Genomic DNA, 25919 nt, shown 5'->3' on the forward strand with positions numbered 1-25919 from the left:
GCGAAATCTGGCGATATTCAAACACTTGCAAATGGAGCAAGACAAGTGGCGGATGGAAACGCTACAGTGAAGACTGGCTGGGCAACCATGACTGACGGTGTTAAACAGTTGGATGACGGTGTCGGTCAAGTGAAGGATGGAACGCAGGAGCTGGCTTCTGGTTTAGGTGATGGGGCTGCAAAAGTGGCCGCCACGAACAGAGGGGATGAAAATAAATCCCAATTTGCAAATCCAGTACAGCTTGCAGGTGAGAAGATTAATGGGTATCCATTCTATCGCTATGCAAATGCTCCATATATTTTGTCACTCGCTTTGTTTGTCGGAGCTTTATTAATGGTGATGGCCGTTGGTGTTAGAAGGCCTGCAGGCGAAGAAGTGTCACCGCTTGCTTGGTATGTGAGAAGATATGGATTTATGGCTGTATTGGTGGCTGGTCAGGCCATTTTACTGACTGTCTTTACATCCTTCTATGTCCATTCAGGCTTCTTGAATACCATATCCATGATTCCTTATGCGATTTTGGCGAGCTTAACATTCATGACAATAGCATTCTTCCTTGTTATGCTGTTAGGCAATATTGGATTATTGATCGGGGCTGCCTTCTTGATTCTGCAGCTATCCACAACAGGTTCGGCATTGCCGGTTGATATGCTTCCTGAGTATTTGAGGAACTTGAGCCAGTTCTTGCCGATGTCTTATTCAATTGCCGGTTTCCGATCATTGATTTCGCTTAATGATTTCGGCGGTATGATAACAAATGGCGGTATTTTATTGATCTTCCTTGCCTTGTTTGCGGGATTGGCCATTGCTGTATCGTACTTCAAGAAAGACAGAGCTGTTGAGGATAGTGACATGGCAGCGTAATAGAAAATCATAAGAAAACCCTTGTGTTGGTGATATATACCTTAATGGTGTATTATTTCCACATAGGGGTTTTCTTTAGTTTGACAAAAATGGAGAAGCTGAGGCAAGGATTTGTGTCCATTTATGGTCAGGAGGTACTATGTTGAAGCAAAGTATTTTACCAGCATTATCAAATATGAAGGATTTTGAGAGGTTTCTAGATTCACCTTATGAGGCGGGTGTCATGCTAGAGATTCATCTTGGTCAAATCAAGCATGTCACCAAGATGGCAAATGCTCGAAATAAGAAATTATTTTTTCATATAGATTTAATACATGGATTGAAGAATGATGAATATGGCACTCAATATTTATGTCAGGAATTCCGTCCTTACGGGTTAATATCTACTAAATCAAGTGTCATCCAGCAAGCCAAAAAGCATGGTGTGGTAGCGGTTCAGCGTATCTTTATGATTGACAGTCATGCGATAGAAAGAAGCTTCAGGCTTGTAGAGAAATGCCAGCCGGACTTTATCGAAGTGCTGCCAGGTTCATTACCAACCATGATCACAGAGGTCTCAAAGCGTTTCCGTATTCCTGTGTTTGCCGGAGGATTGATCCGGACTGAACAGGAGGCACAGGAGGCTCTTAAGGCAGGGGCGGTTTCTATTACAAGCTCCAATCATCTTTTGTGGGAACATTTTTCCGTAAAATGAGAAAAAAGTCATGATTTTGAAAGAAAAGTCATTGACAGCGCTTTCAGCTCGTTTTATACTGTGAGTAAGTTAATAATTCTGGTCGAGACTTGGAGACACAGGTAAGTGATGCCCTAAATTCTCATTGAATGGGTTCCCATACCTGTGCTCTTTTTTTGACCATATTTCAATGAGGGAGTGGTATTCATGACGCCATTTTGGGGTGAAGTGCTAGGAACAATGATCCTGATTATTATCGGGGCAGGGGTATGTGCTGGTGCAAATTTAACAAAGTCTTATGCAAAGGATGCGGGGTGGATCGTCATCACGCTTGCTTGGGGACTAGGGGTAACATTAGGTGTATTCGCGGTTGGAAGTATTAGTGGCGCTCATTTAAATCCAGCTGTTACAATTGGATTAGCGTTTGCAGGTGCATTTGACTGGAATCAAGTTCCATCTTATCTAGCTGCTCAAATGATTGGAGCTATCTTAGGTGCTGCTATTATCTATCTTCAATATTTACCACATTGGAAAGCCACTGAAGACCCTGGTACAAAGCTTGGTGTCTTTGCTACAGGGCCGGCGATTCCACATACATTCTCTAATTTATTGAGTGAAATTATTGGAACATTCGTCCTATTGCTAGGATTGCAATTTATCGGTGCCAATCAGTTTACGGAAGGTTTAAATCCAATTGCAGTTGGTCTATTGATCGTCGCAATCGGTATGGCACTTGGAGGAACAACAGGATATGCCATTAATCCAGCCCGTGACCTCGGTCCAAGGATTGCCCATGCGATTCTGCCGATAGCAGGTAAAGGACCATCCAACTGGGGATATGCGTGGGTACCGGTTGTCGGTCCAATTCTTGGAGGCTCATTAGGAGCATTATTCCATAAAGTAGTCTTTAATGGGGAAATGACCAATACATTCTGGTTCGTCCTTGCTGCGACAGTCGTTGTTCTATTGATTGCTTTAGCGATGAGCCCGAAGAATCAGGATGCGGCTATCCAAGCGGCGGAGGAACCAACAAAAGCGAGATTGTAAGGTTATAATAGATGAATAAACACTATTTTTAATAGGATGGGAGAGAACAAAATGGAGAAATATATTTTATCAATCGATCAGGGAACGACTAGTTCTAGGGCAATTCTCTTCAATAAAGCAGGAGAAATTGTTCATACATCCCAAAAGGAATTTACGCAATACTTTCCGAAACCAGGCTGGGTAGAGCATAATGCCAATGAAATTTGGGGCTCTGTCTTAGCGGTCATTGCAGGCTGTCTATCTGAATCGGGTATCTCCGCTTCTCAAATTGCCGGTATCGGTATTACGAATCAGCGTGAAACCGCTGTAGTCTGGGATAAAGAGACAGGCAAACCAGTTTACAATGCAATCGTATGGCAGTCACGTCAAACGAATGATATTTGTGAAGAATTGAAAGAAAAGGGCTATGATGATTTAGTACGCTCCAAAACTGGCTTGTTAATTGATGCTTACTTCTCTGGAACGAAAGTGAAGTGGATTCTTGATAATGTTGAAGGTGCGCGTGAAAAAGCTAATGAGGGCAAGCTCTTATTCGGAACTATTGATACATGGCTTATTTGGAAGCTTTCAGGCGGAAAAGCCCATGTGACGGATTATTCTAATGCTTCCCGTACCCTTATGTACAATATCTATGACTTGAAATGGGATGATGAGCTTCTTGAGATCTTGGATGTACCGAAATCTATGCTCCCAGAAGTACGTCCATCCTCTGAAGTATACGGAGAGACAATCGAATACCATTTCTTTGGTCAGAATATTCCAATTGCCGGAGTAGCAGGCGACCAGCAGGCTGCCTTATTCGGTCAAGCATGTTTTGAAACAGGAATGGCGAAAAACACGTATGGTACAGGCTGCTTCATGTTGATGAACACTGGCGAAAAACCAGTGAAATCCGAGCAAGGGCTTCTTACGACACTTGCTTGGGGAATTGACGGGAAAGTCCAGTATGCATTAGAGGGAAGTATCTTTGTAGCTGGATCTGCGATTCAATGGCTCAGAGACGGCTTGCGTATGTTTAAGGATGCGGCGGACAGCGAAGCCTATTGCAGACGGGTAGATTCCACTGATGGTGTCTATGTTGTACCTGCATTTGTCGGCCTTGGTACTCCATATTGGGATAGTGATGCAAGAGGAGCTGTATTCGGTTTGACGCGCGGTACGACAAAGGATCATTTTGTCCGTGCAACAGTTGAATCACTTGCATACCAAACAAAAGCAGTCCTAGATGCAATGGAAAAAGACTCAGGCATTGCTCTGAAAACGTTGCGAGCAGACGGTGGAGCTGTGAAGAATAACTTCTTGATGGAATTCCAAAGTGACATTTTAAATGTACCTGTTGAGATTCCAACGATTAATGAAACAACTGCCTTAGGTTCTGCTTATTTAGCTGGACTTGCGGTTGGCTTCTGGGATTCACAAGAGGAGATCGCTTCCCAGTGGGCAGTGAAGAAATCATTTGAGCCGTCTATGGAAGAGAATGTTCGTGAAGAGTTGGTTAAAGGCTGGGAGAAAGCGGTAGCAAGCACTCGGACATTTAAGTAATTTTACTGCCATTTGATCAAGAATGGTGATATACTAAAAATAAGTTAATAATTGGTTAGAGATTTCGAGAGACCACGAATACATTCTCCTGCTTAGGGTAATGTATTTTGTGGTCTCTTTTTTCATAATTTGGCAAGAAAATTGAGGAGGTACAAACAATGGAGCTAAATAGTTTGCATAGAAGTGAGTTTAAAAACGAGCTTAAACATACAACATTTGATGTATTGGTGATTGGGGGAGGAATAACTGGGGCCGGAATAGCACTTGATGCCGCTTCACGCGGAATGAAGGTCGCTTTAGTTGAAATGCAGGACTTTGCTGCAGGTACATCCAGCCGCTCCACGAAACTCGTTCATGGCGGACTGCGTTACTTAAAACAGCTGCAAGTAGGCGTTGTGGCTGAGGTTGGGAAGGAACGCGCGATTGTGTATGAGAACGGCCCCCATGTTACCACACCGGAATGGATGCTGCTTCCTTTCCATGAGGGAGGAACATTTGGCAAATTCTCTACTTCAATGGGCCTTCGGGTATATGACTTCTTGGCAGGTGTTAAGAAGAAGGAGCGCAGGAAAATGCTCACTGTGCAAGAGACGCTTGAGAGAGCGCCGCTTGTGAAGAAGGATGGACTGAAAGGCGGAGGGTACTATGTTGAGTATCGTACCGATGATGCCCGCTTGACCATTGAAGTGATGAAGGAAGCAGCTGCACAAGGTGCTGTTGTCATGAACTATATGAAAGCTGATCAGCTTGTTTATCATAATGGCAAAATTACAGGTATTATCGGCAAGGATTTAATTGACGGCGAGGAAATCACCATTCATTCACGCAAAGTCATCAATGCTTCCGGCCCATGGGTTGATACGATTCGTGAAATGGATCACTCGAAGAAAGGCAAGGTCCTTCAATTGACCAAGGGTGTTCATATTGTCATTGATCAATCAAAATTCCCGTTGCAGCAAGCGGTCTATTTTGATACGCCTGATGGGCGCATGGTCTTTGCGATTCCTCGAGATGGGAAAGCTTATGTTGGTACAACAGATACATTTTATGATACGGATCCTAAGAGTCCACAAATGACCGATCAAGACAGAGATTATATCCTTGATGCGATTAATTATATGTTCCCGACAGTCTCCGTCACAAAAGAGGATGTCGAGTCAAGCTGGGCAGGTGTAAGGCCGTTGATCAGCCAGGAAGGCAAGGGTGCTTCTGAGATCTCAAGGAAGGATGAGACATGGATTTCCGACAGTGGCTTGATCACAATCGCAGGAGGAAAATTAACTGGGTACCGGAAGATGGCGGAAACCGTCGTCAATCTTGTAGCTAAACAATTCCGCGATGAGGGCTATAAGCTATATTCCAGCTGTTCCACGGATAAAATGCCAATTTCAGGCGGACATGTAGGCGGATCCAGTCAATTTGAGAAATATATCGCTAAGCATGCAGACAAAGGTCTTCAAGCAGGATTGTCAAAAGAAGAGGCTGTTGCCATGCTTAGAAAATATGGATCAAATGCTCCTGTCATGTTCGAACTGGCAAAGGCTTATAAGGAAGAAGCGAAGCTATCAGGGCTCCCTCTTGATCTCTTTGTGGCACTCCGTTATTCAATCGAACAAGAAATGGTCGTCACACCGCTTGATTTCTTTAACCGAAGAACCGGAAAGCTCTTGTTTGATATCGCTTCTGTTTATAAGTGGAAGGATGCCGTCATCGAAGAAATGGCGAAGGTTCTCCACTGGTCAGATAAAGAGAAAGCATCTTATACAAAAGAACTTGAAGAAGAGATGAAAAAGGCGACAATTCCTATGCCTGCAGAAATGAATAAATAAGATAGCTGAACCCTTGAACTTATCTGTTCAAGGGTTTTTTTGTCCATGATCGGTCATCGCTTTATACTATTTGATTGAACATTGAACAAAAAGGGAATAGGGAATCATCGTTGGAGATTACAGATTGGAGGAAATGGAAGCCAATCATATTGATATGACTAACAAGAAGAAAGATATGGCTGTTACAACACTTTCAAATGTCAGCGGCTTAGATAAGCGGAATTCCGAGGTATACAGCAAGCGTTATTTCAATACCGGTACCTGCATGTGTGGAGGTTAAAAAAAGCTGATTTGACCTAGTCAAATCAGCATAAAAGGTTTAATTGGATTCTTGTTCTTGTAAATATTTCATGTATCCTGTATAGATACCGAGAACGATGATGGCCATCCCGCCGTTTAGCATGGCATATTGGATGTCCCATTGGCCAGTAATGAGATTCTTGATGGAAAAGACGCTAATCATAATAAGCATGACAGAGATTAACAGCTGGTAAGTTCTCATTTGTAACACCCCTTAAAAATATCAAACTGATTTTGTTCTCTATTGTACTATGAATTTAGAGAGAATATAAGTAAAAAAATGTCTATTTTATGTTTTTTTTTGTAAGATGGGGGTATGGAGCAAACTTACTTAATCGTTGCCAGGATGGATTCAAGGGTATTCTTATCTAACGGGCCAATCCATTTCTTTCGGATTATTCCGCTCGAATCAATAAAAAAACTTGTTGGCAGGGTGAGGATTTGATAAGCTTCACCCGTTTTTCCTTTCGTATCTAAGAGAATGGGAAAGGTCAGCTTATCTCTCTTGATAAAATTGTGGACATCATCAACGCTTTTCTCTGCGTTGGTCATATTAATGCTTAAAAGGCTGGCATTTTGTTTGTTGGATTTAAAATAATCTTCCAATGCGGGCATTTCTTCGCGGCACGGAGGGCACCATGAGGCCCAAAAGTTGACTACGACCTTTTGTCCGAGATAATCGGACAGGCGGACCTGTTTACCAGAGATGGTTAGAAGGGAAATGTCCGGAGCGGGCTGTCCGACCTTCACTGCTTGGGTAAGGGCTGCCGCGTGAATGATTTGTGTATGCTCTAAAGGCATATTTGCCCCTGAGAGAGGGGTTAAGAGAAAAATGGATGCAAAGCTGGTCAGCAGCTGTTTCTTCATTGGTTGAGCCTCCAAAATTACATTGTCTATCAGCAGTATTACCATATACAATATTCTCTATTACGAGAGTGATTATTAGTGGAAATGAGGGGATTCATGATGTTTTATATTGGGGTCGATATTGGGACAACTTCTACTAAGGCTGTTCTATTCACCAAAGAGACAAAGGTTCATTGTATTTGTCATGTAGAATATCCGCTACATAGTCCTTCACCAATGATTGCTGAGCAGGACCCCGAAGAGATCTTCCAGGCAGTGGTTAAGGCAATCAAAGGTGTTGTCGATAAGAGTGGAGCAAGGGCTGAAGAAATCCGTTTTGTCAGCTTTAGCTCAGCCATGCATAGTATTATTGCAGTTGATGAGAGAGGACTACCTATAACGGCCTGTATTACATGGGCAGACAGCCGTGCAAAGACGTGGTCAGATAAGATTAAGAATGAATGGAATGGACATGAGATCTATAGGAGGACAGGCACCCCGGTTCATCCGATGTCCCCTCTTGCGAAGATTGCTTGGCTGACGCATGATTGCCCAGATATTGCGGCAGGGGCGCATAAATATATTTCCATCAAGGAATATGTGTTCCATAAATTATTCTCTCAGTTTGTGATTGATCATTCTGTTGCTTCCGCAACGGGTCTATTCTCATTAGCAGATTTAGATTGGGATGAGGAGGCCTTGCGTGTGGCAGGAATCACGAGAGAACATTTGTCACACCCTGTTCCGACTACTTGGTATGCAGCTGGGATGAAGCCTCAATATGCGGAGGAAATGGGGCTCTCGGTTCATACGACTTTTGTGATTGGCGCGAGTGATGGTGTACTCTCTAATCTTGGCGTGAATGCGATTGACCCGGGTATTGTCGCCGTGACTATTGGCACAAGCGGGGCAATTCGTACGGTGACAGACCGGCCGGTGACAGATGAGAAAGGACGTATATTCTGCTATGCTTTGACAGACAAGCACTGGGTGATTGGGGGACCCGTGAATAATGGGGGAATGACCTTCCGCTGGCTTCGGGATGAGCTTGCTTCAGCAGAGGTAGAAACAGCGAGACGGCTTGGGATAGACTCCTACGAGGTTTTGACCAAGATTGCCGAAAGAGTGGCCCCGGGAGCTGAAGGGCTTCTTTTCCATCCATATTTGGCTGGGGAAAGGGCTCCGCTTTGGAATCCAGATGCCCGCGGATCATTCTTTGGTCTTGGTATGCATCATAAGAAGGAGCATATGGTCCGTGCGGTACTCGAAGGAGTAATCCTTAATCTGTATACGGTTTTATTAGCCTTACAGGAATTGATAGGAGTGCCTGAGAAGATAAGAGCAACAGGAGGCTTTGCCCGCTCTCCTTTATGGAGGCAAATGCTCGCCGATATCTTTAATCAGGAGGTCGAAGTGCCAGAAAGCTTTGAGAGCTCCTGCCTCGGCGCGGTTGTGCTTGGCCGCTACGCCCTCGGAGAGATTGAGGATTTCGCTGTTGTGAAAAGTCTTGTCGGAACAACCCATGTTCATAAACCGATTGAGCAGCATGTGCAAATCTATGAGGATTTAATTCCTATCTACATCAGTATCTATCGCAAGCTGGAGGAGGAGTACACAAGCATTACCGAATTTCAGAATAAATGGGCAAACAAACTGATTGAATAGTCTTTCTATTTCCTTTTTGAAAGACTTCTGTTGACAGTCTATGTTGCTAAATAGTATCCTTTACCTACACAAGTGAATAATTATACAAATCCTCATCAGAAAAGATGAGGTAGAGGTCGCGATATTTATCAGTACGCTAGTAACAAGAGCCGGAAAGCTTGATGACGCTAGCGGAAAGGAACTATCGCCGAAGCGCTGTTCTTTTCCGAGAATGGCAGCTGGGACTGCAGCCGAATAGGTGCAGGACTGTCATGGGAATACATACTTCATGCTCCCATGGAGAACTATCCGTTTTTGTCTGGTGTGAATCTTTTTTTAAGCACACCTGCTCCAAAAGGGTGTGTTTTTTGTTTTATTTGACGCTATGAATGGAAAGATTGCTAGATTACGATTGTCTTCATACATAGCTTGCCGACTAAAGAAAGTTCACATCTCATTTGGGCCAAAACATGGATAATCTGAATTGGAGAACATCAGTTTTGGAAGGGGAATGACCAGTGACACAGAATAAACAGCTTGGATTTTGGATTTTAACGGCCTTTGTGGTCGGGAATATGGTAGGCTCAGGAATCTTTATGCTTCCTCGTACCTTGGCAGAGGTTGCAAGTCCTGCCGGCGTCATTATGGCTTGGGGCTTAACGGGACTTGGTGTCTTGACGATTGCGCTTGTCTTCGGGAATTTAGCAATCCGGAAGCCGCATTTAACCGGAGGACCGCAAATTTATGCGAAGGAGCTCTTTAAAGAGGATTCAACTGCGTCGAAGCTATCCGGCTTCATGGCCACATGGGGCTATTGGATAGGTAACTTTGCGGGGAATATTGCCATTATAACAACATTTGCAGGATACTTATCTACGTTTTTCCCGATTTTGACCAGTCAGGCTGTCTTGTTGACAGTCGGGGACTTTACGCTTAGGGTCGGAAACGCTCTTACATTCCTTGTTTGTACAATTATGCTATGGGGCGTTCACTACATCATCATGACAGGCATTAATCATGCTGGTAAACTGAACTTCATTGCAACAGCCGGAAAAGTGATTGGCTTTGGCTTATTTATCATCATCGGCTTATTTGCCTTTGAGAAAGCGAATATCCTGCCGTTTGTCGAAATGAAGGCAGATAGCAGCGGCGTCAGCCATGGGCTTCTAGGCCAAGTGAATTTGGCGGCTGTTTCGACCCTTTGGGCATTTGTCGGGGTTGAATCTGCCATTGTTTTTGCCAATCGGGCAAAACGGAAATCTGACGTGAAGGCAGCGACCATTGTCGGTCTTTTGATTGCTCTTGCCATCTACATGGGCATCAGCACACTCGTAATGGGTATGCTCACACAGGATGCTTTGCTTGCCTCTGATAAGCCATTGATCGATGCAATTACAGGAGTACTCGGGCCAATCGGCGGAAAGGCACTCGCAGCCATTGGCTTGATCAGCCTCTTCGGTTCAACAATTGGCTGGGTGCTCTTAAGCGCTGAGATTCCGCATCAAGCAGCGAAGCAGGGTCTTTTTATCCCGGCTTTCATGAAGGAAAATAAAAATGGGGTACCGGCATTTTCAATGCTGGTTTCAAATGGACTAGGTCAGTTGTTCATCTTCTCGACCATATCAAACTCTATTGCCTCTGCCTTTGATTTCATTATCTATATTGCAACCTTGTCTTACTTGGTGCCTTATTTAATCTCTTCTACCTTCCAGTTGAAATTAGTTTGGACAGGGGATACGTATAAAGCCAATGACAACCGTTCACGAATTATCGATGGATTAATCGGGCTTCTGGCAACGGGATACTCCATCTGGGTCATCGTGAAAGGAACGGCTGACTTGACAACCTTCCTATTTGGGGTCATCCTGCTTGCAAGTGGAATCTTATTCTACCGCCACGTACCTAAGAACCAAAAGGAAGCAGCGAGAATCCAGCATTCCTATCGGGAAGCGGCTGTTGCCGTTGACACAGAATAATGAATCAATTGTCATGAAGAATCAGATGATCATCTGGTTCTTCATGATTTTTTTTGACTTCTTTTGAAAGACAATTCAGTCAATATTTTATGTTTTGCGGGATACAATGATATAATTTTGGTGGACATAAAATAGACATAAAACTTCAATTGACATACCTATGGGGGTATATTAAACTTCTAGCTATAGACCTATCATGAGGAGGAAACGAGATGAAGATCCTAATTGTCGGAGGGGTGGCAGGCGGTGCATCTGCAGCAGCACGTTTACGCCGTCTTAGTGAGAAAGATGAAATCATCATGTTTGAAAAAGGAGAATACATTTCATTCGCCAACTGCGGCCTGCCGTATTATGTCGGGGAAGTCATCCAAAATCGTAATAAATTGCTCGTCCAAACGGTGGAGGGTATGGGTACTCGCTTTAATCTTGATATCCGTAATTGGACAGAGATTATTCAGATCAATCGCGAGGATAAAACCGTTACGGCAAGAAAAGTTGCTACAGGCGAAGAATATACAGAGTCCTATGATGTATTAATCCTTTCTCCAGGTGCTAGTCCAATCAAGCCCCCAATTGAAGGGATTAGTGATGCGAATAATGTTTACACGTTGAGGAATATTCCTGATACCGATCGAATTAAAGAGAAGGTTGATAGGGAGAAACCTGAGAAGGCGGTTGTCATTGGCGGAGGCTTCATTGGCCTTGAGATTGCGGAGAACCTGCATGAGCGCGGAGTAGACGTGACCATTGTTGATAAGAGCAGCCAAGTGATGGCTCCGATTGATTATGAAATGGCTCAAATTGTCCATGCTCACCTGCGTGAAAAGGGCGTTCATCTCCTTCTTGAAGAGAATGTATCCGCCATTTTGGATGGAGGAAAGAAGGTTCGTTTAGATAGTGGAAAAGAACTCGATGCCGATATGATCTTGCTTGCTATCGGCGTGAAACCGGAAAGCATGATTGCCAAGGAAGCAGGTCTTGAGGTTGGGAGAAATGGCGCGATTAAAGTCAATGAGCATATGCAAACCTCTGACCCATCCATTTATGCTGTCGGTGACGTGATTGAAGTGAAGGATTATATCCATGGTACCGATACTTATATCCCGCTGGCTTGGCCGGCTAACCGTCAAGGACGATTGGTTGCTGACCATATTCATGGGAAAGAAGCGGTCTACAATGGAACTCTCGGAACATCCATTGCCAAAGTGTTCGACCTATCTGTCGCTTCAACCGGCAGCAATGAAAAGATGTTGAAAAGACAGGGAGTGCCGTATGAGGTCGTTCATGTGACGCCAAACAGTCATGCGGGCTATTATCCAGGTGCAGCCCAAATTAATTTAAAGCTGATCTTCGACAAGGAGAGCGGGCGGATTTACGGCGCACAAGCTGTTGGTAAAGATGGGGTTGATAAGCGAATTGATGTTATCGCGACAGCTATTAAGGGCAATATGACGGTTCTTGACTTGACGGATATCGAGATTGCCTATGCGCCGCCTTATTCTTCAGCAAAAGATCCAGTCAATATGGCTGGATATGCCGCCACCAATATTATGGAAGGTATGGCTGAAACGGTTCAATGGCATGAAATCGACGAGATTGTCGCTAACGGAGGATATTTACTAGATGTTCGTTCTCCAGGAGAAGTAGCCAAGGGCGCTATTAAAGGCTCAGTGAACATCCCGATTGATGAACTCCGCGGCCGCCTCGATGAAATTCCACAGGATAAAGACTTGTATGTTACCTGCCAAGTGGGCATGCGCGGCTACTTAGCTGCACGTATCCTTGAAGGCAATGGAATAAGCGTGAAGAATCTAGACGGGGGCTATCATTTGTATTCCATCGTCCATCGATAAGAGAAAGAAAAGGAGCAGTTATCACTCTGCTCCTTTTTTCATTATTTTAAGATATAGTCGACTGCTTCCTTAAGATATTTGGTGAAATCCTCTGGAATTGTGTGTCCCATTCCTTTAATAGAAATGAATTTATGCGGGATGTGATGATCTTCTAATAGCTGTACAAGCTTTACGGTTTGCCCATAGGCAGCATCCTGCTCACCAGCGATGATTACACCTTTTGCATCATTTACGTGGGCCTTTGCTAGTTTTTCCATCACAGTCATTTCTTTTATGTAAGGGATGACAGCAATAAATCCTTTGACAGAAGGATGGGTTAATCCAAGTTCAACTGCGAGCTTTCCTCCTTGTGAGCCGCCTGCAATAATCAAATCGTTAATTGGATGATTTTTTTGAAACAGGCTTAACGTTTCTTCGATATCTGCTTTCGCCTGTTTTTCATCATCCCATACATAAGCATGACTGCCTGTCGCTTGAGAGGATTGGGCAAACCCAAAGGCGTATTGTTTTGCGGTTTCAGGAGTCAGAAACACTTCCGAAAAAATCTCAGCATTCGAGTATCTCATATGTAAGGCATAGATTCCTGTTTTAGCCTCCGGATTTCCTTTCTCCAATATAAGCGCTCTTGAGGATGCTTTCTTTCTGGCGAGTGCCTCATCAAATTGACGAATTAATTCTTTGAAATCGGCCGAGTGCTCGAGAGCTTTAAATTCATCATCCATATGAAACATATCAGGATTAATCCAATATCCTTTGTCAAAAGCTTGCTGCAAGGTCATGATAGCCTCTTTTTTCTTCCCTTCCGCCAGCTGGAGACTTGCCTTCCAAAAGGCAAGCTTATCTAGCATAAGTGGAAATTCGTGTTCCATTTGATGGAGCAATTGAGAACATTCAGCGTGTGCCCCCTTCGTGAACAATGTAATGATTTCCTGCTGCTTGTTTGAAAAATCAGTATATGTCGGCAAGGAATGACCTCCTTTGATTATGGTGCTAGTAAGGATTTCGGTTAGTAAGGTTGATATTCCTGCTTATCCGGCAAGTTTTGCCTCCGCTGGTTCAGAGAGCTTGCTGAGACTGAATACAGCAATGAAAAGAAACGCACCGCCCGTAATGTATGGGACATAAAAGGAGGGAATATAGTCAAGCAATAGCCCAAATAGAATCATCCCAAGGGGGGCAATGGCCGCTGAAATCGTTTCAACAAGTCCAAAGATACGGCCGCGCATTTCGTTTGGCGTCGTGCGCTGGATCAGAACCATGATTGGGATATTGATTATCATGATGGACGCACCAATTAGTCCAAGCAGGATAAGGTAGTAGCTGATATTAAACATGGAAGAATCGGATCCAAGCATTGGCGGGATTCCAATCAGGATGACCAGCAGTGATAGCAGCAGGAAGCCGTTACGAATCATTCGTATTTTTTGATTGTGTTCCTTCTGCCTCGAGATAATCAAAGAGGAAACCAGGGCACCGACTGAAACCATAGCTGCCGTTGTGCCATATGCCTGCGAGGAAAAATTCAAGGTTGTATTCAAGATATAAGGGATTGCGACATTAATTCCGGCAAAGAAAAAGTTAATCCAGAAAGCCATCTTCAGCAGGCTGAACAGAAGATTGTTTTCCTTGAGGTAGCGAAGTCCTCCAGCCAGGCTGTGAAAAAAGCGTTCCTTCTGGACAGGAGCTGATTTGTTCTCAAAGAGATTAAACTTGATAAAGTATTCGATGATGCCGGCACCAAAAAAGGTGATTGCTGTTAATAATACGATGAGGTCGATTGGCAGGAATGCATACAGAATACCAGCAATAAGAGGCCCGACAATCCCTGCCAGAGAAGAGGCAGATTGATTTAAAGAGCCGGCCTTTTGGATGTTGTGCTCACCTGCCATAGATGCAAGCGTAGAAGAGGCTGTTACTGAGAAGAAGGTCGAGGTGATGGCTAAAATGGCTTCGGATAAATAAAGCAAAACGAGCGGCAGTCCAAAAAAATGTCCATAGATTAAAATAAACACCATCAATAGTCCGCTAGTGACCTCAGATACGATGATGATCATCTTTCGGTTCACCTTATCCGCAATAGTGCCGGCAATCGGGCCGAATAGAATCCGCGGCAATGAGGCACAGACCAAGGCAAGGGCAAAACTCGTGCCAAGACCGGTGACCTTTAAGATATAAAGCCCGATGACAAATGAATAAATGCTGGCGCCGGATAGTGAAATGAATTTTCCAATGACAAATAACAAGATATTTCTTTGGGCTAATCGTTCCTTTTTCTCGGCAGAGAGGGCGAGATTCACTTTTGTTCCTCCTTCATCCATTGAAGTTTAATTGGATTAAACTAATTATAAGATTGCTAAATTAAGGAAGTCAACGAAAAGTTTAAAATTATTAAACTTTTCGTTGTTGGCAACTAACTTATCTTATATAATTTTCCATATAAGGAGGTGGCAGAATGCTTGGTGAGAAAATCCTTCAATTTCGTAAGGCACGTGGAATGACGCAAAGTGAACTGGCTGGAGAACGCCTGACAAAAGGAATGCTTAGCCAGATTGAAAATGGAAAAGCTGCTCCCTCTATGGCAGCACTCGAGTATTTGGCCGGCCGTCTTGGATGTGAAGTCTCAGATTTAGTAGATAAGAAGAAAGATTACACAGGCCTGCTATCTGAAATGGAAGCACTGAAAGAGGAAGGCAATTATGAAACAATTGACCAAAGGCTTGCCGATACATTGCCTGTGAATATGGATGTTGATTTGGTCTTGGCAAAGCTATACGGTTTGTATGCTGAAGCCGGTTATAAGCTGAGAAAGAAAGACCGAAAGAGATATGCGGACCTGGCTGCTGAATTTTATCAGGCGAACGGATTATATGTAAACAGCGCGAAAATCCTTTGGGCTTATCATGAATATTGCCGCGATGAATGGCTTGATTGGAAAGAGTCTTATCATACATTAGAGCGAATTCGAAAGGAATACACGGGAAACGGACTTGAAGAGGATACGGTTTTTCAATTGAAGCTGCTGTTGGATGAAGCGATTGATCTTATGGCACTTGAAGAATATACAACTGCACATCAAAAGCTGAAAAGTGCGATTAAACTGGCAAATAAGACGAATATTTACTATCAAATGGATAATATTTACCGGATTGCAGCAAATGAGGCACTCCGAAACAATGATGGGGAGGAGTACTTACGGCTCCTTAAGAAATCAGAACAGTATGCCGTCTTTACAGAAAATGAGGCTTCGATTAAAATAATGCCTTTGCTGCGAGCGATGTACCACAATATGATTAAGCATGACCCTTCTAGCGCAATGGCAGAGCTGGAGCTATATTCAGCTGAAGGGATGTTCCTAGAGCCGCTTTATCATTTAGAAATGGGCAGAACCTTGTTTGGTCTTGGCAGGATTGAAGAAGCGCTTATTTCTTTAAGCCAAGTTAAATTAGTTGATTACCTTATTCATCCAATTGATATTGCCATGCTGCAATCTGCCGGAATCTATCGTGCCCTTTGCTATGAACAGATGGGACGAGAGGAAGAGGCATTAAAGGAGATTGACCATGCAGAAAAGCAATTGAGAAGAATGCCGAAATCAATTTATTATCAACATGCAGTAAAGGTAAAGAAACGCCTTGCTGAAAAAAAGGGAACTGATGACTGAATCAGTTCCCTTTTATTTTAATGGAAAAGGGGAAGCTGTTAAAAAGGCAGAATGGGCTAAATGGCTCTGGGTCTTTTGTGGTGATTTTCTCTTCTGGGAATTTATACGTTCTATAAGTCATTATATTGGATTGTCTAAATATTATTTTAGTAAAATAAATATAAGGTTAGTAGGGATAAGAGGTTTGTGTGTGCATGGGATTTCAGTATGGAACGATGGCTTTGAAAAGGAAGGGTTGTAATATGAACTATTTGCGGATCCTCTTTTTAATGGCGGGCTTATGGCTGCTGCCGGCAGAAATAATGTCCGCTGAGACAAGCCTTCAGGAACAAATTAATGAAACACCCAGCGGGGGGAAGCTGATCATTCCAAGCGGGACATATGAAGGACCAATTGAATTGTCCAAGCCTATTGCGATTGAGGCCGAGAAAGGAGCGGTCATTCAATACAGCGGCAGAGAAACAGCTGTGTCCATAAGCGGGCAAGATGTTTCAGTACGTAATCTGACTATCAAGACGTCGTCAGATAAAGCTGTTGCAGCGGTTCAACTGACCGGTGATGGACATAAGCTGCTTGATTTGGACATTGTGACAGGCGCGACAGCCATCAGGATGGATCAAGCAAGTCAAGTACAGATAGAAGGGACAACGATTACCGGACAGTTCGGGGAGCATGCCATTGACTTGAACGAATCCAATGATAATGTCTTTGCGGAAAATAGCATTAAACGTGTGGAGGATGGATTCTACGTTGAGGACAGTGACCGAAACACCTTTACGGGTAATCAGGTCAGCGAGTCACATTACGGCTTCCATATCATGTATTCAGAAGAAGCTGCGCTTATAGATAATAAAGTGGCTGATAGCTTTACTGGTGCAATGGTAATGGGGGCAAGCGGGGGAATTATTGAAGGGAATGAGTTCAAGAATAACAATGAGAATGTTCATGCACAAGGCTTACTGTTATATGATTCTACAGGTGTGCGTATTGCGGAAAATCAGCTGATTAATAACCGAATTGGCTTATTTATTGAACAAGCTGATGCCAATGAAGTGAAGGACAATCTCTTCTTATCGAATTATATAGCGGTTCAGTTTCTAGAGTCTGCGAATAATATTATTTCAGAAAATGATTTTCGATTGAATTTAAACGAGGCACAAGCCATCAAAAGCAGCCAAAATGAGGTGAATGGAAATTACTGGGATTCAGCCGTGAAGGTGGATGTAAATGGGGATCAATACAGTGATCTGCCTTATGAAGCCGATCCATATTTCTTATCCTTGACTGACGAAGTACCGGAATATCAATTATTCTTTCAATCACCCGGTATGTTGATTTTGCAGAAGATGCTTAAGAGCACTAGCGGGGATTTGCTGATGGATAAGGACCCGCTGATGAAACCGCAAGCCATGGAAGTGACAAGGGGAGGAAGCCCTTGGCAGGTATGGGCCATAGCGACAGCAATGTTTGGAGTAAGTGCCAGTTTATTTCTGATAGGGAGGAAGAAATCATGAAAAAAACATGGATTGGAATTGGTTTATCTATACTATCAGTTTGTTCGATTGGGGTATTGCTGTTTCTAGGAGGCTGCAGCAAAGATGAGGTTGAGCCGCAAGCAATCGATCCGGAAACAGACATATGTGTGAACTGTAATATGTCAGTGCCTGATGACCAATATGCCACTGAGCTTGTCTTGGCTGATGGTAAATATATGAAATTCGATGATATTGGCTGTATGTACAAATGGATGGAAAAAAATCCAGATGAGAATATCGAACAAGGCTTTGTACGTGATTTCAATTCGAAGGAATGGGTAGACGAAGAGGATGCCACATATGTGTATGGAATGGAGATAGAGACACCAATGTCATTCCATGTTATCTCGTTTGAAGATGCAGATGATGCAAAGGATTATGCAGACAGTCACTCTGCGAAAGTAATGTCCTATTCTGACCTTGAAAACCATAAATGGGTCAAGGAAATGAAATCTGGCGATCATAACATGTAAAGAGCTTGAATGTAATAATGCAGGCAGCCAAATGCTGGTTGCCTGTTTGTTTAGGAGGTGGTTCATCCATGTGGACAATCTGGGGCTCTGAATGGAAAACAACATCAAGACAGAAATCCTATTACAGCATTCTCATTCTTTGGCTGTTTGTCATCAGCCTTTTAATTGCATTAGAAAGGTCCAATGGGTCCATATCTGGCTACACGAATATTACGGGTACGATTGTTAATATCATGCTGTATATATTGCCGCTCTTTATGCTTATTTATGGGTCATTTTCCATTGCCAATGAAATGGAGAATGGGCAGTGGCGTTTATTATGCACCTATCCGCTTGAGATGTCTTCATACTTTTTTGGGAAGCTGGGGGGACAGTTTACTGCTCAGGCTGTTGGTTTTTCGCTTGCCTATTGGCTCAGTATGCTGTTGGGCTTGATTACAGGCATTTCCATCTCGTTGAAATGGATGATCGTACTCTATCTATTTTCACTCCAGCTTATTCTCTTTTTTCTTTGTATTGGATTATTCCTTGGCTCCTTTGTCAAAACGAGATGGCAGGCTTTAACCCATTCTGTCGGGGTTTGGTTCGTACTCATCATGATATGGCCAACTCTGCTGATTGCCATAACGAGTGTACTGCCCTATCCCATGATTGGAACATTCATGAAGACAGCTATGTTTCTCAATCCAGCTGAATTCACCCGTTTTTTCCTCGCATCGAAGCTGAATGCGGGCTCTATCTTCGGGGTTGCCTATGATTCCCTTGTTCCATTATTTGAACAAGGCATTGTCTGGGGAGTGATTTTTCTTTATGGGTTTGCAGTGATTGCGCTGTTAGGAGGTCTTGCTATATGGAAGCTGAAGAAAAGGAGAGCCAATTAAGCGGAAAGCTAATGGTGAACGGTGTTTCCAAACAATATAAACGAACATATGCCCTTCATCCTTTTTCCATGCAAATGAGAGAGGGAGAATGCGTTGTCCTCTGCGGAGGGAACGGAGCCGGCAAAAGCACGATCCTGAATATTCTGGCTGGAATATCACGGCCAACCGCAGGCTCTGTCGCATTGAATGGCATTGAGATGATGAAGGAGAAGATGGCCTATGTAGCTGATATTGGCTATATGCCAGATGAATTTCTAGCGCAAGGAGAGATGAGTGTCTGGGAATTCCTTCGTTTCTATGCCTCTTTGCGTATGGTGGCTGATGACAGAATCGAACAAGTCCTGGGGCAAATAGGGTTGGAAGAGAAAAGGAGCGAGCAGGTTAAGGCTTTATCTAAGGGGATGCGTCAGCGCTTGCTGCTTGGGCAAGCAATCCTTGCTGATCCGGACTTGCTCATCATGGATGAACCGACAAATGGACTGGACCCTTTCTGGATAAATGAATTCGTCGAATTGGTTCATACCTTGAAGAAGAAGGGCATGATGATTGTTTTCTCCACTCATATGATGGATGTCGCAGCAGAGGTTGGTGACCGAATCATGTTTATCCACGAAGGGAAGCTGGCCCAGTCCCTTGTCAATGATGCGAAGGACATCCCCGGATTCACAAGGCGGTTATTAGAGTTGTATCGGTTGAATTGATAGGTGAGGCCATGGCGGTATGCCATGGTTTTATTGATTATGATGAATGTTCTTCTAGATGATCAAAGGGTGTTGATTATGAAGGACAGGCAGTTTTCTAACGAATAAAGCAGATAAAAAGATTGATTATTCAAAGCAAAGATAAGCAGGGTACTTGCCCTGCTTATCTAAAAAAATAGTTCAGATATATTCTTTTTATTTTGGTCTTAACAAGTTCACTGCCACAATCAGTGCGTATTTGTTTCATCACTTCAGTACAGGGCTTGCAAAATGTACATTCGTAAACGCAAATATAAGCAGTTGAGTTTTCGCTTAATGATGTTATCGCAACACTCACTTTTCTCTGTTCTCTCGCAAGGTAAATAGCGCGATTTATCTAGTCCCTGTATGAGTCATGAGTTGGACTAAACAAGTCTTCGGCTGAATTCCTAACAATGGAAAAGTGCTCATTATTGTCATGTCCATGAAGAGTGTCATTATGATGATTGATAATTTGTTTTGCGCTTAAAAAGTCACTGTCTGTTGTTGAATGGGCATCGCCGGCCAATGTAACATCAAAACCATTAATAGTGGCTGTTCTGACTGCGCTATCTATACAATGCTGTGTTTTACAACCTGCAATAATAATATGTTTTATCTCTTGAGATTTTAAGTGATCTAATAAGCCTGTTCCATGGAAGGAATTCGTTGCCGTTTTATCAAAAAACCTTAAATCTGCAGGCAGATTGATTTCATCGTGAACCTGAAACCCTTTACCTTTACCCTCAGCAACATCTAAATCCCTGACAAATACAATGGGAACGTTCAATGTTATGGCTTCTTTAATCAGTAAGTTAATATTCTTAATGAGTGATTCTTTATTAAAGACTTCACTTTCTTCTTGATTTCCATCTATTAATTCTTGTTGAGCATCAATGATTAATAATAGTTGATTCAAATCATTATCCCCTTTCGATTAGGTGGGGAAACGCTAATCATACTGGCTATTTAGTCGTAATCCCCTTGTGAATTTTGAAGTGAACATTTCTATTGATTGTCATAATACCTACCCCCTAAACGAAGTTTGACTGATACTGAGTGAATGATCAGACGATTAAATCATATCATGTTTTCATTATTAATCTTCAACAATTCGTAAATTTTTCCATCCTTCCATGACGTGGTCGAGATAATGAGCCAGTCACGTCCTTTTGGCGATAGATTGATGAATATCACAGGTAAACTTAACACGAAAACAGTCTTCAGGAATGAAAGTCATGAAATGCTTCGGTAGTCATAAATATAATGTATAAAATAAGCGGATGAATGGAGAGAGTGAATGAATCAATTTGCTCTGATTCTAAAAGAATTAAGTCAAACAGATAGGGAATGCGTTTTGGTAACGGTCATACATGTTAAAGGATCCGCCTATTTAGGCGAAGGCACTACGATGTTAATTAAGAATGATGGCTCCTCTGTCGGAATCATTAGTCCGGGTTGTTTGGAAGAAGATGTGATGCTTCAGGCAGAAAATGTATTCCAGGATAAAAAATCCCTGACTCTTATTTATGATATGGCTGACGCTGAAGGTTGGGGTATTGGGAACGGGTGTAATGGCATTCTCTATCTCACTCTTGAATACATCGATGAAGAATTGAAGCAACGATTAACTGAAATCCTCGCCAATTTGAATGATGGATTATATACCATCCATCAAAAGTACTTAAACGGCCAATATGAATTGGAACAGACTGTTTTTAAGGCTTCAAATCATCAGCCAGAAGCTTTTCAAGAACAAAAACTGCTATCCAATGGCTCCGGATATGTATTTACACATATGATTGAACCTAAAACACGACTGATTATCTTTGGAGCAGGAATAGATGCCAGGCCATTGGTGGACATGGCTCGCCATTGTGATTTTCACGTGATACTGATTGATTCTAGAGTATCACTATGTAATAAGCAAAACATCCCGGGGGCAGATCAATATATTACTGCGCATCCCCTGGAGGCTATAAAAAAAATAAACCTTAAAAGAAATGATTATATTGTGCTTATGACTCATCATTTCTTACATGATAAAAACATCCTTCAAAAACTGATAGGACAGAGCCTAGATTACATCGGAATTATGGGGACGAAAGAACGCTCGAAAAAGCTGCTGGATTCAAACATACCAAGTAATGTGTATACACCAGTCGGGTTGTCCATAGGTGCTGAAGGTCCATACGAAATTGCTGTTAGCATTCTTGCAGAACTGATTCATATTCGAAACGAAAAGAGAAAAACGAAATGAAGATCACTGGGCTTTATTTAGCTGCCGGTCACAGTCTGCGCATGGGTATGAATAAATTATCCTTGCCATTTGGAGATCATTTATTGGGAATGTGGGCCTTGGAAAAAGCAATTCACTCACAGCTTGATGAGATTATTATCATCTCTAATCAGGTGAATGCCTTACCATATAAAACGGCTGAAGATGAGATATGTATGGTCACCATGATAGAGGGAGAGGGGCCCAATCAATCTGATTCAATTAAAGCTGGCTTGGATAAGGCTATTGAATATCAGTCAGACGCCATTATGATTCTACTCGCCGATCAGCCCTTTATTTCTACTAAGATAATTAATCAATTAATCAATATTTATAAACAAGATCATACCAGGTCATTTGTTGCTCCATTAATGGATGAATCTATGAGACCGCCGATTTTGCTATCAAAAACATTATTTAAGGATTTATATAAACTTGAGGGAGATCAAGGTGCTAAGCAAATCCTAATGGAAAAAAGGCAAGAAGGAGTGTTAGTGCCTTTTTTGGATAGAAAGATATTTGTTGATATTGACACGATAGATGAATATTTATTTTGGACACAAAATATACAATCAATGAGCCTAGAAGAATCAAATGAATAAAGGAGACTTCCATGGATACGATTGGTCAAAGCGTCATTCGCAAAGAGGCCTGGAATAAAGTGACTGGAAAAGCGCTGTATACCGCAGATTTAGATACAGGAAATATTCTTTATGTCCAAAAGGTAATCAGTCCCTATGCGCATGCATGGATAGAGGATGTGGACATTAGTCAGGCTATGCTTGTTCCTGGGGTGCACAACATTGTAACAGGTCAGGATTTACCCTTAACCGGGGAAGAAATAAGAGACCGGTATCCCATAGCGTTTAAGAAAGTTCGTTACCACGGGGAAGTTGTGGCATTAGTCATTGCTGAAACTAAGAAAATTGCCAAAGCGGCTGCTGACCTCATACATGTTATTTATAAGCCGCTGCCGGTTGTCAATTCTCCAACCGAGGCACTTGAAAATAATGCTCCAATCCTTCACGAACGGTTAGGGGAGTATAAGAAAATACCTGATGTCATCCCTATACCAGGAACAAATATCGCTAACCATTCGAAAATCAGAAAGGGAAATAAAGATCAAGGGTGGATGGAAAGTGAAGTGACGGTTGAACAAGTTTTTTCCTTTAAACCATCCGACCATGCGGCTATGGAAACGAGATGCTCACTCGCAGAAATTACAGGCGAAGGTGAAATAATCATTCATTCCTCTTCACAGGCGCCATTTATGATTAAACGATTAATCAGTGAGTACTTTCAAGTGGAAATAGGCAAAGTTACCGTGCATACCCCATTGGTTGGCGGTGCATATGGAGGAAAAGCATCCATCCAGTTGGAACTATTAGCGTATATTGCGTCAAGAGCAGTTGGCGGTAGGAAAGTTAAGGTGATCAATAGCCGTGAAGAAGATATGCTGACTTCCCCTGGACATATCGGTCTTGAAGCGAGAGTTAAGCTGGGAGCTAACCGCAATGGACTGCTTAAGGTGGCTGAAATCACCTATTTGTGGGACGGGGGAGCATACTCTGATAAAGCAACAGATTTAAGCCGTGCCGGTGCAGTCGATTGTACTGGTCCTTATCGTATTGACAATGTGTATTGTGATTCCCTTTGTATGTATACAAATCACCCATATGCGGCACCTTATCGTGGATTTGCTCACTCAGAGGTGTTATTTGCATTTGAACGGACAATGGATATCTTAGCCCTTAAATTAAAGATAGACCCCCTAGAACTGAGGCAAATAAATGCCATCAAGCCAGGTGATGAGACACCTACTCAAGTGAAATTGAATTCAAGTACAGTTGGCAATCTTCCTGGTTGTATAAAAGAACTGAAGAAATTAATGAACTGGGAGGAAGGAAATTATAAAAGAATCAGTGAAACACAAATAAGGGCGAAAGGGATTTGCTGCATATGGAAAAACTCCACCATTGATCCGAATGCAAGCTCCGGCGCTATCCTTATCTTTAATCCGGACGGGAGCGTAAATGTGATCTCTGGCGTTGTTGAGATTGGGACAGGGACAAAGACAATCTTAGCACAAATGGTTGCTGATCAATTGAAAATGGATATCTCCCGAGTGTTTGTTCAAATGGACGTCTTAACCAAAAGCACACCGGAGCATTGGAAGACCGTTGCAAGCAGAGGAACATTAATGGCAGGCAGAGCGGTCAGTCATGCTTGTCAGGATGTCATCAATCAATTGAAAAGGATTGCTTCCATTGTATTGAAGGCTCCTGTTGAAGATATGGAGATTGGAAATGAAACGGTTTATTGGAGGGAAGAGCCTTCTAAAGCCTTATCCTATAAAGAGTTGGCCTATGGCTATTCTTATCCGGGAGGGAATGCCATTGGGGGGCAAATTATTGGGAGAGGGAGTTATATCATTCCGGGCATTACCACTTTAGATAAGGAAACAGGGGCTGGGAAACCAGGACCAGAATGGACGGTTGGTGCTCAAGGGATAGAAATCGAATACAATCCCCTCAATCATCGATATAAAATACGAAAAGCGATTTCGGTGATTGATGCTGGAAAAGTATTGAATCAAAAAATGGCAGAAGGGCAAGTGATGGGCGCCATGAGTATGGGGATAGCCTTTGCAGGGCGGGAAACCTTTTATTTTGATTTATGGGGGAGAGTTCAAAATCCTCAGCTGAGAACGTATAGACCATTAAGGTATGGAGAGCACCCACAGTATATTTGTCGGTTTCTAGAAACTCCTCACGTAGAAGCCTCTTATGGAGCCAGAGGGCTGGGAGAACATGGTTTGCTTGGGATGCCAGCTGCATTAGCGAATGGCTTATCCACCGCTGCATCTACCTCTTTGAATAAATTGCCCTTACTGCCTGAATTGATTTGGAGAAGTGTGGCAAAGGAGCTGGGGGAATGATCGCCTATGATTTTGATTACTATGAACCCGTAAAGATAGAGGAAGCCGTTGAATTATATCGAAATCTAAAAAAAGAAGGCAAAAACCCTTATTATTTTAGTGGTGGAACAGAAATTATCACTTTAGGCAGATTGAACTTAGTCAAACCAGATGCCGTCATTGATATCAAAAAAATACCGGAATGTAATCTGTTTCGTTATGATCAAGAACATCTCTTCATTGGTGCGGCATTACGTTTAAATGAATTTGAAAAAAACCGTTCATTCCCTTTATTATCAAGTGTTACAAAAGAAATAGCCGATCATACCTCGAATAACACCATTACCCTTGGCGGTAATATATGCGGCCAAATCTATTATCGCGAAGCTGTTCTTCCGTTCTTGCTTGCTGATAGTATTTGTATTACAGCCCGAGAATCTGGATTACAAAAGAGAAAGATAAACGATATGTTTAATAAGCATTTACTGCTGGAGGAAGGGGAGCTTTTAGTAAGCTTAGCTACCAAAAAAGACTATGTAGAAGCAAAGTCAATTAGCATTAAAGTAAGACAACAATGGAATACAGGATATCCGCTAGTCACCGTTGCAGCTCTAAAAATAGAAGGTTTTATCAGGATTGCCTTTAGTGGAGTTTGTTCTTTTCCGTTTCGTTCTGAAACAATGGAACAGATTCTTAATGACCGCAGCCGTTCTTTAAGAGAACGAATAAAAGCCGCCCTGCAAAAAATCCCTGGTCCGTTGTTAAATGATATTGAGGGTTCTGAAGATTACAGATTATTCGTTTTGGAAAATACATTGACCACAATTTTTAAAAAGCTTGGTGGTGAATAAGTGGACGATAAACGAAACAGCCAGAAGCAT

At 42.6% G+C, this 25919-nt stretch carries 25 protein-coding genes and 1 riboswitch; of the genes, 19 read left to right on the forward strand and 6 right to left on the reverse strand.

From position 1 onward, the window contains the following. The 6 genes from ACI35L_RS10000 to ACI35L_RS10025 all read left to right on the forward strand — a co-directional run. Positions 1–864, forward strand: an 864-nt coding sequence (locus tag ACI35L_RS10000; protein ID WP_439802816.1) for a YhgE/Pip family protein, incomplete at its 5' end; no start/stop codon positions are given. Between the two features lie 139 nt (positions 865–1003). Next, complete coding sequence (locus ACI35L_RS10005) at positions 1004–1558, forward strand: glycerol-3-phosphate responsive antiterminator (RefSeq protein ID WP_439802817.1); 555 nt, start codon at positions 1004–1006, stop codon at positions 1556–1558. Between the two features lie 186 nt (positions 1559–1744). Beyond that, positions 1745–2584 carry an MIP/aquaporin family protein gene (locus ACI35L_RS10010; protein WP_049671638.1) on the forward strand — a complete coding sequence of 280 codons (840 nt, stop codon included), beginning with the start codon at positions 1745–1747 and terminating at the stop codon, positions 2582–2584. A gap of 51 nt (positions 2585–2635) precedes the next feature. Further along, positions 2636–4126, forward strand: a complete 1491-nt coding sequence (glpK, locus tag ACI35L_RS10015) for a glycerol kinase GlpK (protein WP_049671637.1) — start codon at positions 2636–2638, stop codon at positions 4124–4126. A 158-nt stretch (positions 4127–4284) separates the two neighbouring features. Further along, entirely contained in the window at positions 4285–5955 is a 1671-nt protein-coding gene (locus ACI35L_RS10020; RefSeq protein WP_049671636.1) for a glycerol-3-phosphate dehydrogenase/oxidase, read from the forward strand. A 124-nt stretch (positions 5956–6079) separates the two neighbouring features. Continuing rightward, positions 6080–6235, forward strand: coding sequence for a hypothetical protein (locus tag ACI35L_RS10025; protein WP_156185634.1), 156 nt, complete (start codon positions 6080–6082; stop codon positions 6233–6235). Positions 6236–6274: 39 nt separating this feature from the next. On the opposite strand, the gene ACI35L_RS10030 is transcribed toward ACI35L_RS10025, so the two are convergent. After that, positions 6275–6457, reverse strand: coding sequence for a hypothetical protein (locus ACI35L_RS10030; RefSeq protein WP_439802818.1), 183 nt, complete (start codon positions 6455–6457; stop codon positions 6275–6277). 125 nt (positions 6458–6582) lie between these two features. After that, complete coding sequence (locus ACI35L_RS10035; protein WP_053103765.1) at positions 6583–7122, reverse strand: peroxiredoxin family protein; 540 nt, start codon at positions 7120–7122, stop codon at positions 6583–6585. A 96-nt stretch (positions 7123–7218) separates the two neighbouring features. Here ACI35L_RS10035 and gntK point away from each other — a divergent pair, with 96 nt between their 5' ends. The 3 genes from gntK to cdr all read left to right on the forward strand — a co-directional run bounded on the left by gntK (position 7219) and on the right by cdr (position 12574). Beyond that, on the forward strand, positions 7219–8766 hold the full coding sequence (gntK, locus tag ACI35L_RS10040; RefSeq protein ID WP_049671634.1) for a gluconokinase: 1548 nt from the start codon (positions 7219–7221) through the stop codon (positions 8764–8766). Between the two features lie 102 nt (positions 8767–8868). After that, positions 8869–9061, forward strand: a riboswitch (Lysine riboswitch). A gap of 202 nt (positions 9062–9263) precedes the next feature. Continuing rightward, positions 9264–10721: an amino acid permease gene (locus ACI35L_RS10045; RefSeq protein ID WP_439802819.1), complete on the forward strand. Its 1458-nt coding sequence runs from the start codon at positions 9264–9266 to the stop codon at positions 10719–10721. A gap of 212 nt (positions 10722–10933) precedes the next feature. Continuing rightward, positions 10934–12574: a CoA-disulfide reductase gene (gene cdr, locus ACI35L_RS10050; RefSeq protein ID WP_439802820.1), complete on the forward strand. Its 1641-nt coding sequence runs from the start codon at positions 10934–10936 to the stop codon at positions 12572–12574. Between the two features lie 41 nt (positions 12575–12615). On the opposite strand, the gene ACI35L_RS10055 is transcribed toward cdr, so the two are convergent. Together ACI35L_RS10055 and ACI35L_RS10060 are read right to left on the reverse strand one after the other, a co-directional pair. Further along, positions 12616–13539 carry a serine aminopeptidase domain-containing protein gene (locus tag ACI35L_RS10055; RefSeq protein WP_439802821.1) on the reverse strand — a complete coding sequence of 308 codons (924 nt, stop codon included), beginning with the start codon at positions 13537–13539 and terminating at the stop codon, positions 12616–12618. 63 nt (positions 13540–13602) lie between these two features. Then, on the reverse strand, positions 13603–14871 hold the full coding sequence (locus ACI35L_RS10060; protein WP_439802822.1) for an MFS transporter: 1269 nt from the start codon (positions 14869–14871) through the stop codon (positions 13603–13605). Positions 14872–15026: 155 nt separating this feature from the next. Here ACI35L_RS10060 and ACI35L_RS10065 point away from each other — a divergent pair, with 155 nt between their 5' ends. From ACI35L_RS10065 to ACI35L_RS10090, 6 genes are all read left to right on the forward strand, one after another. Continuing rightward, on the forward strand, positions 15027–16235 hold the full coding sequence (locus ACI35L_RS10065; RefSeq protein WP_439802823.1) for a helix-turn-helix domain-containing protein: 1209 nt from the start codon (positions 15027–15029) through the stop codon (positions 16233–16235). After that, entirely contained in the window at positions 16228–16476 is a 249-nt protein-coding gene (locus ACI35L_RS10070) for a hypothetical protein (protein ID WP_049671628.1), read from the forward strand. Before ACI35L_RS10065 ends, ACI35L_RS10070 begins: the two co-directional genes overlap by 8 nt. 1 nt (position 16477) lies before the next feature. After that, positions 16478–17749, forward strand: coding sequence for a right-handed parallel beta-helix repeat-containing protein (locus ACI35L_RS10075; protein ID WP_439802824.1), 1272 nt, complete (start codon positions 16478–16480; stop codon positions 17747–17749). Further along, the gene (locus ACI35L_RS10080) at positions 17746–18243 is read left to right on the forward strand and encodes a nitrous oxide reductase accessory protein NosL (RefSeq protein WP_439802825.1); all 498 of its coding nucleotides are present in this window, start codon (positions 17746–17748) and stop codon (positions 18241–18243) included. Before ACI35L_RS10075 ends, ACI35L_RS10080 begins: the two co-directional genes overlap by 4 nt. Before the next feature lie 68 nt (positions 18244–18311). Further along, on the forward strand, positions 18312–19124 hold the full coding sequence (locus tag ACI35L_RS10085; protein ID WP_049671625.1) for an ABC transporter permease: 813 nt from the start codon (positions 18312–18314) through the stop codon (positions 19122–19124). Next, on the forward strand, positions 19094–19825 hold the full coding sequence (locus ACI35L_RS10090; RefSeq protein ID WP_439802826.1) for an ABC transporter ATP-binding protein: 732 nt from the start codon (positions 19094–19096) through the stop codon (positions 19823–19825). The genes ACI35L_RS10085 and ACI35L_RS10090 overlap by 31 nt, the downstream gene beginning before the upstream one ends. A gap of 163 nt (positions 19826–19988) precedes the next feature. On the opposite strand, the gene ACI35L_RS10095 is transcribed toward ACI35L_RS10090, so the two are convergent. Further along, positions 19989–20162: a DUF1272 domain-containing protein gene (locus ACI35L_RS10095; protein ID WP_439802827.1), complete on the reverse strand. Its 174-nt coding sequence runs from the start codon at positions 20160–20162 to the stop codon at positions 19989–19991. A 39-nt stretch (positions 20163–20201) separates the two neighbouring features. Continuing rightward, entirely contained in the window at positions 20202–20762 is a 561-nt protein-coding gene (locus ACI35L_RS10100) for a cysteine hydrolase family protein (RefSeq protein ID WP_049671623.1), read from the reverse strand. 381 nt (positions 20763–21143) lie between these two features. Between ACI35L_RS10100 and ACI35L_RS10105 the strand changes: the two genes are divergently transcribed. From ACI35L_RS10105 to ACI35L_RS10120, 4 genes are read left to right on the forward strand one after another with little or no spacing between them, the layout of a single operon-like run. After that, complete coding sequence (locus tag ACI35L_RS10105) at positions 21144–22103, forward strand: XdhC family protein (protein ID WP_439802828.1); 960 nt, start codon at positions 21144–21146, stop codon at positions 22101–22103. After that, on the forward strand, positions 22100–22723 hold the full coding sequence (locus tag ACI35L_RS10110; RefSeq protein WP_049671621.1) for a nucleotidyltransferase family protein: 624 nt from the start codon (positions 22100–22102) through the stop codon (positions 22721–22723). Before ACI35L_RS10105 ends, ACI35L_RS10110 begins: the two co-directional genes overlap by 4 nt. Positions 22724–22734: 11 nt before the next feature. Beyond that, positions 22735–25059 carry a xanthine dehydrogenase family protein molybdopterin-binding subunit gene (locus tag ACI35L_RS10115; RefSeq protein WP_439802829.1) on the forward strand — a complete coding sequence of 775 codons (2325 nt, stop codon included), beginning with the start codon at positions 22735–22737 and terminating at the stop codon, positions 25057–25059. After that, on the forward strand, positions 25056–25889 hold the full coding sequence (locus tag ACI35L_RS10120) for an FAD binding domain-containing protein (RefSeq protein ID WP_439802830.1): 834 nt from the start codon (positions 25056–25058) through the stop codon (positions 25887–25889). The genes ACI35L_RS10115 and ACI35L_RS10120 overlap by 4 nt, the downstream gene beginning before the upstream one ends. The last annotated feature ends 30 nt before the right edge of the window (positions 25890–25919 follow it).

It is taken from the genome of Pradoshia sp. (assembly GCF_051873915.1).
Taxonomy (GTDB): domain Bacteria; phylum Bacillota; class Bacilli; order Bacillales; family Pradoshiaceae; genus Pradoshia.